We start from the raw sequence: 17426 nt of genomic DNA, 5'->3' as shown, positions 1-17426 counted from the left end.
TACGGCTCTACGAGCCTGGGTGCGAACGCATGTAGTCTAACAACCCATCTAGGCGCGGGTCCTCGGACACAAAGGGGTCGGAGAACTCCTCGGTCATCGGTTCAGGCCGGTTGACCTTCATCCGCGTCCAATCCACCGTTACCGCGGCATCGAGCTCGCGGGCAACAGCGAGAAACTCCCCGCGCAGCTTGGCACGGGTGGTCTGCGGGGCGGTGTCGACTGCGGCGTTGATTGCAGCATCGTCGATCCAGCGTTTCACCATGCCGCGCTGCTCCAATACGCTGTAGAGGCCGCGACCTGGACGGATGTCATGGTAGGTCAGGTCAATCTGTGCCAGCTTGGGGTGCGACCAATCCCCGCCCAGGCGCTCGCGGTAGCGGTTCAGCAGGCTGCGCTTGATGACCCAATCGATCTCGCGGTCAACGCCGGAGAAATCCTGAGTGTCAATGGCCTGGAGGGTGCGCTTCCACAAGTCCACGACCCGGGCCAACTCAACCGTCGGAGTGCCTGCGTCCTCGCGGTGATCCAGCCAGCGCTCGGCAGCGGTACAGAGCTCCTGCTGCACGGCGAGCGCGGTGGTGCTGCCGCCTCCCTCAAGCGGAAGCTCGGTGCGGCCGGTGGGGTCGAGCGCGATGGCCCTAATGTGTTTAATTGGCTCGAGTACCGAGAATGCCGGCACCTCAAAACCGGCTTCCAGCATCTCCAGCATGAGCAGCGTGGAGCCAACTTTGAGGGCCATCGTGGGTTCGGCCATGTTGGAGTCGCCAACGATAACGTGCATGCGGCGGAAACGCTTGGAATCACCATGCGGTTCGTCGCGAGTATTGATGATGGGGCGCGAGCGAGTCGTCGCAGAGGACACACCTTCCCACACCTGGTCGGCACGTTGGGAGAGCACGAAACGCGCGGGTTCCTCTCCCTTGGCAGGTCTAACCATCCCTGCGCCACAGATGAGCTGGCGGGTGATCATGAACGGCAGCAGAGCTTTGCCGAGGTCCTTGAGCACCACGTGGCGGCCGATGAGGTAGTTCTCGTGGCAGCCGTAGGAATTGCCGGCCGAGTCCACATTGTTCTTGAACAAGTAGACAGCGCGCTTCTCCCCCTCCGCCGCCAGTGTTTCCTCCGCCTGCACGGCCATGCGATTGACCACAGCATCGCCGGCGCGCTCATAGGCAATGAGCTGGGTTAAGCTATCGCACTCCGCGGTAGCGATCTCCGGGTGGGAACCCACGTCGAGGTAGAGGCGGGAGGCGTTGGGACTAAAGATATTGGAGGAAGAGTACTTCGACACGATGGGCCGAAAAAGCACGCGGGCGATCTCATCCGGGGACATCACCCGCTGTCCATCGCTTGCGCTCGCTGTAATGCCGTACTCGGTTTCGATGCCCATAATCCGCCGTGCATAAACGGGGGCGCTATCGGAGGGCTGCTCCACCTTTATTCGCCGCCCTTTTGGACGTAGGAGCGCACGAACTCCTCGGCGTTGGACTCCAAAAGGCCGTCAATCTCATCGAGGAGGTCATCGGTACCCGCGCTGTTGATGCTGACTTGTCCGGCGTCGAACTCCGGAGTGTCGCCTCCTTGACCGTTGCCGCCACCGGCGTTGATCTGAGACTGCTGTCCGCTCATTCTTAAGAGCTCCTTTCGCGAGTGGAAAATGCTGCGCTAATACAGTGTAGGGTACTCGATTCGCACCCCGAGCTGGCGCAAACTATTAACGAAGTCGGCGGCGCTGTCCGCAGATTCCAGCAGAGCGCCCACCTCGTCCTGCCCGAGTCTTTTTGTGTCGTCGAGTGCCACGCAGGCAGTACCAGAGTTGGCTCCCTCGGCCTCACCGATGCGGAAGGTCAGCGACTGCCAGGACGCCGCCAAGACATCCTCCCCGAACTTTCGGGTGGCGTGGCCGCGCAGGTAGGCGCGGGTATCCGCGGGCGGCGTTTCCGCTGCAGCAGCAATCTCTTCCTCGCTGACCAAGGTACGCATCTGCCCCTTGCGCACGAGCGCATGGTAGAGGGACTTTGCCGGATCGATGTCGGTGTACTGCAGATCGATCAGCGCCAGCTTCGGATCATCGGCCGCCACGCCGCGGTCCAGGTAGCCCTTAATCAAGCGGTATTTTGCTACCCAATCCAGCAGGTGGGCGGCCTTGAGCGGGTTGTCGGCCAGAAGCTCGACAACCTCGTCCCAGACGGTGAGTACCTTTTCATCCGCTTCGGAGGCGGCGGTAACCCTTTCCCGGTAGATGGCCAAGATGTCGAGGGCGGTGAGGCGGCGGCCGTCGTGAAGCTTAAGCTGATGGGTCAAGGTAAGGTCGCGGCTCACCCGCTGCACCTCCTCCACCGGTTCCATAAGGCGCATGTCACTAAAGTCCACGCCGCTCTCGATGGCATCGAGTACTAGCGAGGTCATGCCTAGCTTGAGCAGCGTCGAGGTGTGGGACATCGTGGCGTCACCGATGATGACGTGCAGGCGGCCGAAGTCCTCGGCCACCGCGTGTGGCTCGTCGCGGGTGTTAATGATGCCGCGGTTGAGGGTGGTTTCTAGGGAGATTTCCTGCTCGATGTAGTCCGCGCGCTGCGAAATCTGGAAACCTGGCTCCTCTCCATCGACGCCCACACCCATGCGGCCGGCACCGGTGACCACTTGGCGGGCAACGAAGAAAGGAATCAGCCCCTGGGCAATATCATCGAAGTCGGTGTTCCGAGAGTACTGGTAATTCTCGTGGCTGCCATAGGAAGCCCCCTTGCCGTCCACATTGTTCTTGTAAAACTTCAGCGGCGGGCAGGGATCGTGTGTGGCCAACACGGACGTGCCCTGCGCGGTCAGCGATGCTACGGCCTCCCCTGCACGGCGCAGGATGAGGTCACCGGCGGCGTCGTAAAGCATCGCATCCCAGGCATTCGTGCACTCCGGTGAGGAGTATTCGGGGTGGGCGTGGTCGACGTAGAAACGCGCGCCATTGGCGGTCACCACGTTGGCCACACCCAGCGCGTTCGGGTCCACCACCGGCACGGTGTGGTAGCGCTTGAGATCGAAGCCGCGGCTATCGCGCAGCGGGTGCTCCTCCCGAAAATCCCAGCGGGAGCGCGCGCCGGTATGCAGGGCGGCATAAGCCACAACAGCATGGGTGGAGGTCACGATCGGTGACAGCGCCGGGTTGGACGGCGTGGAGATTCCATACTCAGTTTCGGTTCCTAGAACACGGCTCATGGCTACACTCCCATCAATTCGACCTGGGTGACATACGCGCCAGCAGAGGTACCTGCGACGATCTTTGCCCACTCTTCCGGGTTGGCGGAGGTGGGGACGTATTCCGATTCAGCCTGTTCCGCGGCTATAGCCTCGTGGAGGTGCGCTGCGGTTATGCCGGTGGACTTCGCCCCATCGGTGGCAGTGGCTGCGTCCAACGCTTCCTTGATCGCCAGCTTCTTGGCACGGGAGACGATGTTGGCGATCATTGCGCCGGACACGAAGTCCCGGTAGTGCAGCACACGCGGATCCGCGTTAGCGAAGTGGAGTTTGACGAACGGCCGCTCGGCGTAGAGATCGTCGACCGCGGTATCGATGAGCTGGGAAAGGTCGCCTTCGTGCGGGACTGATTCTGGAAAGTGGCGCGCAAAGATTTCCCGCGCGCCCTGCTTGGTCGGGCGGTTGACGCGAATCTTGATATCGAGGCGCCCCGGGCGCATGATGGCGGGGTCGATGAGTTCCTCGCGGTTGGTGGCGCCGATGACGATGACGTTGCTGAGCTTCTCCACACCGTCCAGCTCCGTCAGCAGCTGCGGGACGACGGTGGTCTCCATATCGGAGGACACGCCGGAGCCACGCGTGCGGAAGATGGATTCCATCTCATCGAAAAAGATGATGACCGGGCGCTGGCTGCCATCCTCGGTGGGCTCGGAAGCAAGCTCGCGGGCGCGTTCGAAGATGAGGCGGATGCGGCGCTCAGTCTCGCCTACGAATTTGTTGAGCAGTTCTGGGCCCTTCACATTGAGGAAGTAGCTGGGGGCACTAGCTGCCAGTGATGCGGACAGCGAATGCGCCACCGCCTTGGCGATGAGCGTCTTTCCGCAGCCTGGCGGGCCGTAGAGCAGCACGCCCTTGGGCGGCTGGAGGTCATACTGGCGGTAGAGCTCTGGGTGGAGGAAAGGCAGCTCGACGGAATCGCGGATAAGGGAGATCTGCTCGTCCAAACCGCCGATGTCCTCGTAGGAGACGTCAGGAACCTCCTCCAGCGTGAGCTGCGCTACCTCAGTCTTGTGCACGCGTTCGGTGGCTACACCTGATTTGGGCTCGACCAAGAGGGTATCGCCGGCGCGCACGGTATCCCGCAACGCTGCGGCGAGGAGAATAACCTGCTCTTCACCAGAGGAATTAATGACCACGGCGCGGTCGGTGCCGAGACGCTCTTGTAGCGTGGCCAGCGCGCCGGTATTTACAGGGGCGCAGGCCTCCACGATAACGAAGCCCTCGCCCAAGCGCACCTGCTGCCCTACTTTCAGGGAGCCGGGCTCGAGGTTCGGCGAAATCTTGACCCGCATGGCTCGACCGTTGGTATAAACCTCAGCGTCGCGGCGCGAATCGTGCGCACGCCCGGAATAGCCCAGAAAGACACCGTATGTGGAGGCGGGCTCCGCAAGGGCGTCAACCTCCGCGAGCATCTGCTGAAGCTTCGTGCGAGCATCCTTCAACAGGGCAGCAAGCTTGGCATTGCGTTCAGCGAGCTGCTCTATCTGGCGACGCTGCTGGCCAAGTTCCTGGGAATGAGTGGCATCGTTCATAGATCCCACCCTAGCGCGCAGCAACCCACGATTAGTGTGAAAGGGTTTACTTTCGGGCGCGGCGCTGTGGGCGGGGTGGCGTGACGCCGTCGGCAAGCCGGCGTGTCCAGATCAGAAACGCTGTGTGCGCGTTCATGCGGTGCTCCGGGCGGGTGGCCAAGCCCTCCACCTTCCATTCGCGCACGAGGGACTCCCAGGCCCGCGGCTCCGTAAAGCACTTGAGCTCGCGGATGCCCTCCATCACCTTCATCAGCTGCGGCACGGTGGCGACATAGGTCATGAAAACGCCGCCCGGGATGAGGATATCGCGCACCTTCTCGAGGTGCTCCCAGGGCTCGAGCATGTCCAGGATGACGCGGTCCACCGGGCCACCCAGATCCTCGACGGTGACATCGGCCAAGTCCCCCAGACGCGGGCTCCACCATTCGGGCTGCTTACCGAAGTATTCGGTGACGTTGTCCACGGCGTATTCCAGGTGATCATCGCGCACCTCATAGGAGAAAACGTGGCCTTCCGGCCCCACGGCGCGCAACAGCGTCATCGAGAGAGCGCCGGAACCGGCGCCGGCCTCGAGCACGCGTGCGCCCATGAAGATATCGCCTTCGACCAGAATCTGCGCGGAGTCTTTGGGATAAATCACCGCGGCACCCCGTGGCATCGACAGGACATGGTCCACCATGAGGTGGCGAAACAAGAGGAAGGAGCTGCCCAGAGTCGAATCGATGACGGAGCCTTCATCCATGCCGACGACATCATCGTGGTTGATGATGCCCTTGTGCGAATGGAACTGGCCTCCCTCCTCGAGGACGATGGTGTAGTGACGCCGCTTGGCATCGGTGAGCTGCACGCGGTCGCCGTAGCGGAAGGGGCCAGAATAAGCCATGGCGTGGGTACCTTTCACATAGTTTGGGTGGCTAGGATTAACCCACCAAGTATGCCTCAAGGGCGTTACCAAGCCATAGTTGGTCGCGCTCGCCCACCAGCTCGCGGGCTGAGTGCATCGAGAGCATCGGCACTCCCACGTCGACGGTGGGAATACCCAAGCGGGTGGCGGAAATCGGCCCGATAGTGGAGCCGCAGGGCACGTCGTTATTGCCTACGAAGCGCTGGTAGGGCACCTCGGCGCGGCGGCAGGCAGATTCCCACAGGGCCACGGTGTTGGCGTCGGAAGCGTAGCGCTGGTTGCCGTTGATCTTGGTCACCGGCCCCTGGCCGATGATCGGGTGGTGGGTGGGATCGTGCTTTTCCGCGTAGTTCGGGTGCACGGAGTGGGCGGCATCGGCCGACACACAGCTGGAGCGCGCGAACATTTGGAAGCGCTGCTCCTCATTGGCGCCAAGCGCCCGAGCGGTGCGGGTAAGGATATCCCCCAGAATCGGCCCACCCGCGCCATAGCGCGAAGAGGAGCCAACTTCTTCATGGTCGAAGGCCGCCATGACGAGGATGTCCTTGTGCTCAATCGAGTCGGCGTTGCGGGCAGCGGCGAGAAGGGCACGCAGGGAGGCGTGGACGGAAGAGAGGTTATCCATGCGTCCAGCAGCGATGAGCTTTTCGCCGGCGCCAAAGACTTCACCGCGCTGGGCATCGGCGGTAATGAGGTTGAAGGAAGCAATGTCTTCTGGGGCAACGCCGAGTTGCTTGCCGACGACCCCCATCACCGACGTCTCCGGTGTACCTACGGAGAGCACCGGCTGCATGTGGCGCTGGCGATCCGGCTTGAACTCATCCTTGCGGTAGAGGTGGATAGCCAGCGAAGGCAAGCGCAGCAAAGGGCCGGTATTGACCAAGTGGCGGCTACCATCCTTCGTGATGACCTGGCCGCCCACGGTGAGCTCGCGGTCGAACCAGCTGTGGAGAAGGACTCCGCCATAAACCTCGACGGCGACCTGCTGCCAACCGGCAGAATCGAAGTCCGGGGTCGGTTTGAGAGCCAGCCCGGGCGAATCCGTGTGGGAACCGATAATCCGGAAGCCGGAGTCCGGGCTCGCGCCCTCGGGGACAAACCATGCCATGACCGCACCACCCCGGACCATGACGTGGCCGCCCGGTTCGGCTGACCACTCGGCGGACTCATCCTGGCGGCTAAAACCCGCCTCAACGAGTCTGCGCGCTACCTCCTCAGCCGCGTGGTAGGAGGACGGGCTGGCGGCGATGAAATCGAGAAAATCTTGCGTAGTGCTCATGCTTCCAGCTTGCCACGGACTGCCGGGTGATGCCGGAAGGACTGTGGGTGCCTATGCGCTAGGCTGAGAAACATTATGCCGAAACGACTAGCCCTCTCCCCTTCCCGCGCCTCCGATTACAAGCAATGCCCGCTGCTCTATCGCTTCCGGGCCATCGACAAGCTCCCCGAGCCCAAGACGAAGGCACAGGTCAAGGGAACGCTGGTCCACGCCGTCCTGGAAAAGATGCACCAGCTACCCCGCGAGGAGCGGGAGTACCCGGTGGCGGTGAAGATGATTAAGCCCGTATGGGCAGTGATGCTTGAATCCGATCCCGAGCTACGCGATCTGGTTCCCGAGGGCGAAGAACTCGACTTCTTCGTCGAAGCACGTCAGCTCATCAAGGGCTATTTCCAGATGGAAAACCCCCAGGGCTTCGACGCCCACGAGTGCGAGATGTACGTCGATACCGTGCTGCCCAACGGTGTGCCGGTGCGCGGGTTCATTGACCGCGTAGACGTTGCTCCCACTGGCGAGGTGCGCGTGGTGGACTATAAGACCGGAAAGAAGCCGCTCCCCCGTTATTCCCAGGACGCGCAGTTCCAGATGAATTTCTACGCATTGGTCTACTGGCGGCTGCTTGGCACGATCCCCACGCAGTTGCGGCTGATGTACCTCAAGGTACTGGACTCTATGTTCCTCACGCCGGGACCGGAGGAACTGGAATACTTCGAGCGCGACCTAGGCGAGCTCTGGGCCAAAATCGAAGGCGATGGCAAGGCCGGAGACTTTAGGCCGAAGACTTCAAAGCTGTGCGGTTGGTGCTCGTTCCAAGACCTCTGCCCGGCTTTTGGTGGAACGCCACCCGAGTATCCCGGGTGGCCCGACCAGACGGCGTAAACTGCGCTGAGTAGACCGTACGGCGGCTTAGAACAAGCCGGAGATCGATCCGTCAGCGGCAACGTCGATGTTGTTTGCCGCGGGCTTCTTCGGCAGGCCCGGCATGGTCATGACGTCACCGGTTAGGGCAACGATGAAACCAGCGCCGGTGCGCGGCTGCAGCTCGCGGACGTGGAGGACGTGGCCTTCCGGAGCGCCGAGCTGGCTGGGATCATCGGAGAAGGAGTACTGGGTCTTAGAGATAACGACGGGGAACTTCTCCCAGCCGTTGTCCTTGATGTACTTGAGATCCTTGAGCGCCTTGGAGGAATACTCGACGCGTTCTGCGCGGTAAATTTCCGTGGCGATGGTCTCGATGGATGCCTCGATACCATCGGCGGGATCGTAAAGCTGGTGAGAGGAGCCTTCGGAGAGGCTGTCCAAAAGGCGCTCAGCTAGCGCTGTGGCGCCGGCGCCTCCCTTGGCCCACACCTCTGCTTCCTCGAGCGCGACGTCAAAGTCTGCCGCCCACTGGCGCATGAACTCGCGCTCGGCATCGGTATCGCTGCCGAAGAGGTTGAGGGCCACCACTGGGGTCAGACCAAACTTGCGGAGGTTCTCCACGTGGCGCTCGAGGTTGACCACGCCCTTCTTCAACGCTTCCAGGTTTTCCGTAGTCAGTTCCTCACGTGGCTGGCCACCGTTGTACTTCTGGGAACGGATAGTCGCCACGACGACGGCGCCGGCGACATCGAGGTTACCGAAGCGGGACTTGACGTCGAGGAATTTTTCACCGCCGAGATCCGCGCCGAACCCTGCCTCCGTAAGAACGATATCGCCGAAGCGCATCGCGGTCTGGGTAGCGAGGAGCGTGTTGCAGCCGTGAGCGATGTTGGCAAATGGTCCGCCGTGGACGAAGGCCGGGGTTCCGCCGAGAGTTTGCACCAAGTTGGGGTTGAGTGCATCGCGCATCAGTGCCGTCAGCGCGCCTTCTGCCCTCAACTCGCGGGCAGTGACCGGCTTCTGGTCATAGGTGTAGCCCACGGTGATGTCGCCGAGGCGCTTCTTCAGGTCTGCCAAGTCGGTGGCGAGTCCCAGGATGGCCATGATTTCGGATGCCGCGGTAATGGTGAAACCGGTCTCCCCCGGTACACCGTGGGCCGGGCCGCCAAGACCGGTGACGACATTGCGCAGCGCGCGGTCGTTAACGTCGATACAGCGCTGCCAGGTGATGCGACGCGGATCGATGTTGAGAGCGTTGCCTTGGTGGATGTGGTTATCGATGATGGCGGCCAAGGTATTGGTCGCCGCAGAGATGGCGTGGAAGTCACCCGTGAAGTGGAGGTTGATGTCCTCCATGGGAACAACCTGGGAGTAGCCGCCTCCGGCGGCACCTCCCTTAATGCCCATGACGGGGCCCTGGGAGGGCTCGCGCAGTGCCACGATAGCCTTCTTCCCCAGTTGGGTGAGGGCATCGGTCAAACCGATAAGGACAGTGGATTTGCCCTCACCTGCTGGAGTCGGCGAGACACCAGTAACGAGGACGAGCTTGCCGTTGGCGGGTGTATCCCCAACTTGGGTGATATCTACTTTGGCTTTGTTCTGCCCATAAGGGATAAGGGCGGGCGCTGGGATACCGGCGCGGGCGGCAATATCAGTGATGGGTTCGAGCTGGTGGGCTTGAGCGATCTCAACATCAGAAGGTTGCGTAGTCATGCCCACCAGCTTAGCGCGCTAAAGAAGTGTCTTGAGCAAAATCAAATAATTTTTTGATGATTCTAGAGAACGACTGCGCCGATGGCGTAGCACAGGAGGACCGACAAGGCGATGCTCACAGTGCCAGGAATGATGAACGGGTGGTTGAAGACAGCCTTTCCGATGCGGGTCGAGCCAGTGTCATCCATTTCAACGGCCGCCAACAGGGTCGGGTACGTCGGCAGAATGAACAGAGCGGATACCGCGGGGAAGGCAGCGACTGCGGTCAGCGGGTTGACGCCAAGGGCCAGGGCCGCAGGCATGAGAGCCTTGGTGGTGGCTGCCTGGGAGTACAACAGCGCCGCAGCAAAGAAGAGCACGATGGCCAGCAACCATGGGGCGGATTCGATGACGGACCCGGAAATGGCCTGGATGTCCTCCATGTAGTGGTTAATCAGCGTGGTGCCCAACCAGGCCACACCAAGCACACAGATACAGGCAGACATGCCAGACTTGAACACTGGGGTGTTGAGAACATCGCCAGCGGAGATCTTGGTGATCATGACGATGAGGGTTGCAGCGGTAAGCATCACCGTCATGATGGCTTCGTTACGGGGCAGAGTCGGCTCTTCGATGAGTCCTACCTGGGAGGAGGTCAGGGTGGCCCACAGCATAACGATGACGATGGCAACCAGGAAGATGATTACGGAGGTCTTGGCGCCCTGCATCGGGCTGTAGTTGTGGGAGCCCTGTGGCATCTTCACCAAGCCTTGGGCCTTGCGTTCTTGGTAAACGGGATCATCTTCGAGCTCAGCGCCTGCTCGGTTGGCAATCCAGGCGGCAGGAAAAATGGAGAGGAACGTCGCAGGAATGAGCACGGCGAGGATCTGCAAATAGCCCACGCCCATGGGCTCCAACAGGGAGGCCAGCAAGACGACGGCCGCAGAAATGGGTGAGGCGCAGATGGCCATCTGCGAGGCAACAACCGCGATGGACAACGGGCGTGAGGGGCGGACCTTGCCTTCCTTGGCTACCTCGACGATAACCGGGAGCGTGGAAAAAGCGGTGTGTCCAGTGCCTGCCAGAACGGTCATCAGCCACGTGACGACCGGGGCGTAGAACGTGATCTTCTTCGGGTTTTTACGAAGGAATTTCTCTGCCAGGTAGACCAGATAGTCCATGCCGCCAGCGCGCTGCATGGCAGCGATGGCCGCGATAACGGTCATGATGATGCCGATGACATCGAAGGGGATATCTTCGCGGGTGACGGGGACGCCGGTGAGGCCTAAAAGTAGAACGCCCAAGCCGCCGGCCATACCAATGCCGATTGAACCGATTCGGGCACCGAGATAGATCGCCGCAAGGACGATGAGGATGTGCACTACAACCATTGTGTAACTCCAATATGTGCAGTTGAACTGCAGTATGGGTGGTAATTCGCGCGGCGGTCAGAACACGACCATGGCGCGAGAACTGACAGTTTTTATTCTTCCCTATTAGTGTGGCTTTAGCGAGTATTCAGGCCCGATTGTGTCCGTTTCCACAAAAGTGCGCACCGACGGCTCGGTCTCGAGAGAGGGCGTGATACCTGGTGTGGTTGAAAACGGGCACACGCCCGCGCCGCCATCATTGAGGCAGCGCGGGCGTGTGTTGTACAGTATGAGCGATTCGCTCTCGCTAGTGCTGGGCGACGATTTATTCGTCGATGTACAGCTGGCCGCGGAACTCCGGGTGCATGAGGTTTTCCACGGACAGAACCTTGTTGAGGGTTTCCTCGTCGAGCAGGCCCTTCTCCAGAACCAGTTCCTTGACTCCCTTGCCGGTCTTCAGGGACTCCTTGGCAATGAGGTCACCGTTGTGGTGGCCGATGAACGGGTTCAGGTAGGTGACGATACCGATGGAGTTCTCCACATAAGCACGGCAGACGTCAGCGTTGGCGGTGATGCCCACGACGCACTTCTCACGCAGGGTGTCGACGGCGTTGCCCATGATGCGGATGGACTGGAACAGAGCCTCACCGATGACCGGCTCCATAACGTTGAGCTGCAGCTGGCCTGCCTCAGCGGCCATGGTAACGACGTGGTCATTACCGAAGATCTTGAAGCAGACCTGGTTAACAACCTCCGGGATAACCGGGTTGACCTTACCCGGCATGATGGAGGAACCAGCCTGACGCGGCGGCAGATTAATTTCTGCCAGGCCAGCACGCGGACCAGAGGACAGCAGGCGCAGGTCGTTACAGATCTTGGCCAGCTTCATTGCAGCGCGCTTGATCGTGGAGTGCAGAAGCACGTAGGCGCCGCAGTCCGAGGTTGCCTCAATGAGATCGCGGGCGGTCTTAATCTCCAGACCAGTGACCTCGGACAGTGCGGCGGTGACCTGGTGGCGGTAGCCGGCCGGGGTATTCACGCCGGTACCGATAGCGGTTGCGCCGAGGTTGATCTCCAGCAGACGCTTCTGGGCGTCACGCAGGATGGCCTGCTCTTCCGCAAGGTTGTGCGCGAAGGCCTTGAATTCATCACCAAGGGTCATCGGAACGGCATCCTGCAGCTGGGTGCGGCCCATCTTTAGGATGTCAACGAACTCGTTGCCCTTGGCGTGGAATGCTGCCTGCAGGGTATCGATGCGCTCGATGAGGTCTTCCATGGCGTAGTAGATGCCCAAGCGGAAGCCGGTGGGGTATGCGTCATTGGTGGACTGGGACATGTTGACATCATCGTTCGGGTTGATGACGTCGTAGGAACCCTTTTCCTCACCGAGGTACTCGAGTGCCAGGTTGGCTACAACCTCGTTGGTGTTCATGTTGAGGGAGGTACCAGCGCCACCCTGGAAGACATCCAGCGGGAACTGGTCCATGCAGCGGCCCTCTTCCAGGATCTGGTCACAAGCCCAGATGATTGCCTCTGCCTTCTTCTTAGGAAGGACGTGCAGACGGCGGTTAGCCATCGCGGTAGCCTTCTTGACCTGCACCATACCGCGGATGAAATCCGGGATGGTGTTGATGGTCACGTAGGAAATCTGGAAGTTCTCGATAGCGCGCAGCGTATGAACGCCGTAGTACGCATCGCTCGGAACCTCTACGGAGCCGAGAAGATCAGTCTCAGTACGCGTCTTTTTGCTGGACGGGGACTTCGGAGCCTTGTTGGTGGCTTTTTCCTCGACCTGGGACTTCACGTCCTTGGTCTCCTTGGCCTCCGGCTGAGCATCCTTCTTAGTTGTCTTTGCCATCGGGGCTGACTCCTTGCATAAAAATCGAAGAACGATGATGGTCAGCCCCCATCGTAGCTAGGAGCGCGAATAAAATGCTTGGATTCTCCCCCTAAAAGCGGGCAATTCGCAGATCCGAAGCCAAGATTGCCTCGGCGCCAAGCCCTTCCAGCGCGTCCATCACCTGATTAGCCTGCTTGCGGGGCACCATGACGCGCACAGCCACCCACCCTTCGCGTGCCAGTGGTGAGATGGTGGGACCAGTCAAGCCGGGGGTCACAGCTTCGACGTCTGGGAGCTTCTCTTCCGCCACGTTGTAATCGAGCATGACATAGTGGCGGGCGTTGAGGATTCCGCGAATGCGGCTGAGCACAACGTTCTCTTCGGCCGTGACTTCTTCGCCCTCGCGCTTGATCACGACCGCCTCGGAAGAAACGATGGGTTCGCCAAAGGGCTTAAGCCCTTGCTGACGCAGGGTAGTTCCCGTTGAGACAACATCTGCGATCACGTCTGCGACACCGAGGTGAATCGAAATCTCTACCGCTCCGTCGAGGCGAATGACGTCAGCCTCAATTCCATTCGCGCTGAGGTGATTGCGCACAACGTTAGGGTACGAAGTGGCGATGCGCTTGCCCTGGAGCTTCGGAACATCCCACTGCTCCCCCGCTGGTGCTGCGTAGCGGAACGTCGAGGCGCCAAAACCGAGGTCCAAGACTTCGTTGAATTTCGCGCGCGAATCGAGAGCCAAGTCGCGGCCAGTAATCCCGAGATCAAGGACACCCTGCGCGACATAAATGGCGATATCTTTCGGACGCAGGAAGAAGAACTCGACGCCGTTGTCCTCATCCACTACGTTCAACGATTTATTGTGACCACGGCCCTTATATCCTGCTTCCTTGAGGATCTCCAGAGCGGCCTCGGACAGAGAGCCTTTGTTAGGGACGGCGATTTTGATCATGAGTGTGCGGTGCTTTCTACGGTGATTGCGCTGGTTGTTGAAACTGCTGGAAGCCCTCGTACTGGGCGGCCGATTAGAGGTAGGTGTAAATGTCCTCGAGCTTCAGGCCACGCTTGTGGGCCATGACTTGGAGCCAGTACAGCAGCTGCGACATCTCCTCGGCGAGCTCTTCATCGGACTGATACTCTGCGGCAATCCACACTTCGCCAGCCTCTTCGATGATTTTCTTGCCCAGGTGGTGGATCCCTTTGTCAAAAGCTTCCACGGTGCCGGAGCCTTCAGGGCGCTCGGCGATTTTCTGGGACAATTCCTCAAACAGGCTCTCAAAACTCTTCACAATGGCTTATTCTTCCACACTGCTGCATAAAATGCTTCCTCCCTAGCCGAAATCCCGACGGAAGGAGTCAACCGCTCCACCGCCCCGCAGCGAATCCGCGGCGGCTAGAGTGCGCGTAGGCGGTTGTACCAGTCGTGGACGTCGGCGGCTGAAGCGCCGTCGAGATGGCGGTGCTGGGTTCCGCGCAACTCGGTGATGACGGTCGCCTCCTCCGGTACCGCAACGTGGTCGCCCTCGGGCAACGCGATAACGGTGCAGCCGGCGTCGACAGCCGCGCGCATGCCGGCTGCAGAATCTTCAAAGACCAGGCAATCCTGCGGTAAGGCGCCTACCCGGCGGGCAGCTTCGGCATACATGTCCGGAGCGGGCTTGCCCCGCGGGACTTCGTCACCGCAAATCGTGTCCACGAAGTAGTGTCGGCCTAAAGCAGCAATCGCGGAGTCAGCCACGTAACGTTCGGTATTCGTGGTCACCATCATGGACACACCCAGCTCCTTGAGCTCACCAAGCAGCTCCGGAATACCCGGGAAAATCTCGAGGTGTTCGGCGAAAAGGGACTTGACATAGTCGAACATGAGCCGGCGGTACTTTTCGGTATCTCCCGGCTGAAGCACGACGCCCGCCTTATCGGCGCAGATGGCTAAGGTGTCCTCGAACGTGGCACCTACCGTGGCTAACCGCTCCGTCGGCGTTAGTCGGCGTCCCAGCGTTTCGGAGAGGTGGAAGGTGGCTTGCTCCCAAAGGGGCTCGGAATTAGTAAGGGTGCCATCCATATCCCAGAAGATCGCTGCGGGACGGGTAGCACCTGCAGCCTGCTCGCTATCAGTCAATTAAAAATCCAGTTCCGGTAGCTGTGCCAAGGCATCGTCATCCGCGCCGGTGGCCGCCGAGGCAGAGTGGATAAGCTCCGTGAGCTCCTCCTTTTCCTCCGGCTCCAGCACTGCGTCAGCATTCTTTCGGTTGAAGGCGGCGAGTTTCTCCACGGAGGGGCGCACCGCTGCACTCAACAGCCCACCTTCCGGATCATCGGGCAGCTTATCCAGATCATCGAGGAAGGACTCGAGGATGCTGCGAAGATCCGGAAGCACCGTTGCATCGAACGGTGCCTCCCAGAACTCCTTTTCCTCTTCCTTGAGGTAATCCCCGGTGGCAAAGGACTCTAGGTTAGACATGAACTCATCTACGGTGGGCTGGAATTCGGCGCGAATCGTCATGAGCTAAATCATGCCTGAAGTTGTCTAGAGGCGCACGCCCAGCGAAGAATTAAGTGCAGTGCGCAGCAAGCTGGACGCCTCCTCATCCGGAGCACCATCCTGCAGTGCCTTATCTGCCCATTGATCGATAACCTCAAGGGCACGTGGCGTATCGAGGTCGTCGGCCAAGGCACGACGTACGTGGTGCACGACCTCCTTGACTTCCTCCACGTTGCCTGCCGTGCGGGAAGCCGCGCGCCAGCGCTCCAGCCGCTCCTGCGCGGTGTTCAGGACCGCATCGGACCAGTCGCGGTCGGCTCGATAATGGCCGGCGAAGACACCGAGACGGATGGCCGAAGGGTCGACGCCAGCCTCGACGAGCTTGTGGACGAACACCAGGTTGCCCAATGACTTCGACATCTTGGTGCCGTCCAAGCCGATCATGCCGGTATGCACATAGGACTGGGCCATCCGCTCCACACCCAACGCCGCTTCCGCATGGGCCGCGGAGAATTCGTGGTGCGGGAACTTCAGATCCGATCCGCCGCCCTGGATATCAAAGCTGGACCCGAGCCGGTTGGTCGCGATGGCGGAACACTCGATGTGCCAGCCCGGACGCCCCGGGCCAAACGGAGATTCCCAGGCGGGCTCGCCCTCGCGGTGGGCGCGCCAAATGAGCGCATCCAAAGGATCCCGCTTGCCGGGACGGTCCGGGTCACCGCCGCGCTCGGCAAAGAAGGTCTCCATCTGCTCGCGGGAATAATTCGACTCGTAGCCGAAGTTCTTCGTGGCCTCAATGGAAGCGTAGATATCCGGGAACTCAGGATCGTCGACAACGTAGGCTGCATCGGCGTCGAGAAGCGCCTGCACCATGACCGTAATCTCGTCGATGGCCTCCATCGCTCCGACGAAGTGCTGAGGCGGAAACACGGAGAGCAGCTCCATGTCCGAGCGGAAAAGATTAATCTGCGAGGTGCCCAGTTCGCGCCAATCCACACCGTCGCGCTCAGCGCGCTCGAAGAGCGGATCATCCACGTCGGTGATGTTCTGGGCGTAATTCACGGTGTAGCCGTTATCCAGCAATTGGCGGTAAATCAGATCAAACGTCAGATAGGTCGCTGCATGGCCCAGGTGAGTGGAATCATAAGGGGTAATGCCACAGACATACATCGTGGCGGTCTCCCCCTTGATGTTGAGCTTCTTTACCTCTTCATCAGCGGAATCATAGAGGTGAAGCGGCGACGGGGCGCCAGGGACGGAATCGATGTGCGGGACAGGCCAAGATTGCATGGGCACCATCCTAACGTGTGGTCCCACCGCCGCGGGCGCATGGCCGGTTAGGGGGCAAGAACCCCGAGGCCCAGCAACAGCATGACGAGAAGCCCGACAGGAATGCGGTAGGCCGCAAACCATTCGAAGGAGTGGCTGCCCACGAACTTCAGCAGCCACGCAATAGACGCATAGCCGACGACGAATGCGATGAGCGTGCCGACGAGCAGCTGGGCGCCGGTGGCAGACTGCCCCACGGTGGGGCCGAAGGCGTCGCCAAGCGAAAACAGCCCCGAAGCCATGACCGCAGGAATGGCCAAGAGGAAGCTAAAGCGCGTCGCCACCTCGCGATCCAAGCCCAAAAAGAGGCCGCCCGAAATCGTTCCTCCCGAGCGCGAGACACCTGGGATAAGTGCCAAGCACTGGCACAGGCCCATGACGATGGCATCGCGCATCGTCAGTTCCTCGAAGCTGCGTTCCTTCTTCCCTACCCTCTCGGCGATGATGAAAACGAAAGAGAAGAGCACAAGCATAGATGCGGTAATCCACAGGTTGCGCAGGTTATCCCTAATCAGGTCCTTGCCCAGCACACCCAGGATGCCGATGGGGATAGAACCGACGATGACCATCCATCCCATGCGATAATCCTGGCCGCGCTGCTCCTTGTGCACGAGGCCTATGAACCAGCCTTTGAGGATCTGCCAAATCATTCCCGCGAAGTACACGATCACTGCCAACTCGGTGCCGAGCTGGATGACCGCAGTGAAGGAGGCACCTGCGTCTTGGCCCCAAAACAGGGTGGACACGATGCGCAGGTGTCCGGAAGAGCTCACGGGCAGGAATTCGGTGAGGCCTTGGACGAGGGAGAGGATGATGACCTGCATCCATGTCATGGCTTCAGTTGTCGCTGTTGTAGTCACCCGCGACAGCCTACTAGCGCGGTCC

The 17426-nt window shown here is 60.5% G+C and carries 16 protein-coding genes; 1 reads left to right on the top strand and 15 read right to left on the bottom strand.

Annotation, left to right across the window (positions count from 1 at the left end):
• Window positions 1-7: 7 nt before the first annotated feature.
• The 6 genes from pafA to HMPREF2526_RS12510 are packed head-to-tail and all read right to left on the bottom strand — an operon-like array spanning window position 8 to window position 6964.
• Window positions 8-1390, bottom strand: coding sequence for a Pup--protein ligase (pafA, locus tag HMPREF2526_RS12535; protein ID WP_049157703.1), 1383 nt, complete (start codon window positions 1388-1390; stop codon window positions 8-10).
• 47 nt (window positions 1391-1437) lie between these two features.
• Entirely contained in the window at window positions 1438-1629 is a 192-nt protein-coding gene (locus tag HMPREF2526_RS12530; protein ID WP_010186632.1) for a ubiquitin-like protein Pup, read from the bottom strand.
• Window positions 1630-1665: 36 nt separating this feature from the next.
• Entirely contained in the window at window positions 1666-3210 is a 1545-nt protein-coding gene (dop, locus tag HMPREF2526_RS12525; protein ID WP_049157702.1) for a depupylase/deamidase Dop, read from the bottom strand.
• 2 nt (window positions 3211-3212) lie between these two features.
• Window positions 3213-4781 carry a proteasome ATPase gene (gene arc, locus HMPREF2526_RS12520; protein ID WP_070511868.1) on the bottom strand — a complete coding sequence of 523 codons (1569 nt, stop codon included), beginning with the start codon at window positions 4779-4781 and terminating at the stop codon, window positions 3213-3215.
• A gap of 46 nt (window positions 4782-4827) precedes the next feature.
• On the bottom strand, window positions 4828-5664 hold the full coding sequence (locus HMPREF2526_RS12515) for a tRNA (adenine-N1)-methyltransferase (RefSeq protein ID WP_049157698.1): 837 nt from the start codon (window positions 5662-5664) through the stop codon (window positions 4828-4830).
• 37 nt (window positions 5665-5701) lie between these two features.
• The gene (locus tag HMPREF2526_RS12510) at window positions 5702-6964 is read right to left on the bottom strand and encodes a M18 family aminopeptidase (protein WP_070547431.1); all 1263 of its coding nucleotides are present in this window, start codon (window positions 6962-6964) and stop codon (window positions 5702-5704) included.
• Window positions 6965-7039: 75 nt separating this feature from the next.
• Here HMPREF2526_RS12510 and HMPREF2526_RS12505 point away from each other — a divergent pair, with 75 nt between their 5' ends.
• Window positions 7040-7843: a RecB family exonuclease gene (locus tag HMPREF2526_RS12505; protein WP_070547430.1), complete on the top strand. Its 804-nt coding sequence runs from the start codon at window positions 7040-7042 to the stop codon at window positions 7841-7843.
• A gap of 27 nt (window positions 7844-7870) precedes the next feature.
• On the opposite strand, the gene HMPREF2526_RS12500 is transcribed toward HMPREF2526_RS12505, so the two are convergent.
• The 9 genes from HMPREF2526_RS12500 to HMPREF2526_RS12460 all read right to left on the bottom strand — a co-directional run bounded on the left by HMPREF2526_RS12500 (window position 7871) and on the right by HMPREF2526_RS12460 (window position 17401).
• The gene (locus HMPREF2526_RS12500; RefSeq protein ID WP_070547429.1) at window positions 7871-9538 is read right to left on the bottom strand and encodes a formate--tetrahydrofolate ligase; all 1668 of its coding nucleotides are present in this window, start codon (window positions 9536-9538) and stop codon (window positions 7871-7873) included.
• A 62-nt stretch (window positions 9539-9600) separates the two neighbouring features.
• Entirely contained in the window at window positions 9601-10908 is a 1308-nt protein-coding gene (locus HMPREF2526_RS12495; RefSeq protein WP_070547428.1) for an anaerobic C4-dicarboxylate transporter, read from the bottom strand.
• Window positions 10909-11212: 304 nt separating this feature from the next.
• Window positions 11213-12745 carry an aspartate ammonia-lyase gene (aspA, locus tag HMPREF2526_RS12490; protein ID WP_046649146.1) on the bottom strand — a complete coding sequence of 511 codons (1533 nt, stop codon included), beginning with the start codon at window positions 12743-12745 and terminating at the stop codon, window positions 11213-11215.
• Between the two features lie 91 nt (window positions 12746-12836).
• A complete protein-coding gene (gene hisG / locus HMPREF2526_RS12485) occupies window positions 12837-13682 on the bottom strand; it encodes an ATP phosphoribosyltransferase (RefSeq protein WP_046649145.1) in 846 nt (281 codons plus the stop codon).
• A gap of 73 nt (window positions 13683-13755) precedes the next feature.
• On the bottom strand, window positions 13756-14019 hold the full coding sequence (locus HMPREF2526_RS12480) for a phosphoribosyl-ATP diphosphatase (protein ID WP_070547427.1): 264 nt from the start codon (window positions 14017-14019) through the stop codon (window positions 13756-13758).
• Window positions 14020-14123: 104 nt separating this feature from the next.
• Window positions 14124-14849: an HAD family hydrolase gene (locus HMPREF2526_RS12475; RefSeq protein WP_070547426.1), complete on the bottom strand. Its 726-nt coding sequence runs from the start codon at window positions 14847-14849 to the stop codon at window positions 14124-14126.
• The gene (locus HMPREF2526_RS12470) at window positions 14850-15233 is read right to left on the bottom strand and encodes a hypothetical protein (protein ID WP_046649142.1); all 384 of its coding nucleotides are present in this window, start codon (window positions 15231-15233) and stop codon (window positions 14850-14852) included. It lies immediately after the preceding gene.
• A 24-nt stretch (window positions 15234-15257) separates the two neighbouring features.
• Window positions 15258-16502 carry a cysteine--1-D-myo-inosityl 2-amino-2-deoxy-alpha-D-glucopyranoside ligase gene (mshC, locus tag HMPREF2526_RS12465; RefSeq protein ID WP_070547425.1) on the bottom strand — a complete coding sequence of 415 codons (1245 nt, stop codon included), beginning with the start codon at window positions 16500-16502 and terminating at the stop codon, window positions 15258-15260.
• A gap of 47 nt (window positions 16503-16549) precedes the next feature.
• Entirely contained in the window at window positions 16550-17401 is an 852-nt protein-coding gene (locus HMPREF2526_RS12460) for an undecaprenyl-diphosphate phosphatase (RefSeq protein WP_180963872.1), read from the bottom strand.
• Window positions 17402-17426: the final 25 nt, after the last annotated feature.

Origin of the sequence: Corynebacterium sp. HMSC070E08 (genome assembly GCF_001808895.1) — a bacterium.
Taxonomy (GTDB): Bacteria; Actinomycetota; Actinomycetes; order Mycobacteriales; family Mycobacteriaceae; genus Corynebacterium; species Corynebacterium hiratae.
Note: the sequence above shows the minus strand (reverse complement) of the source record. Positions and strands in the feature narration are given on the sequence as shown.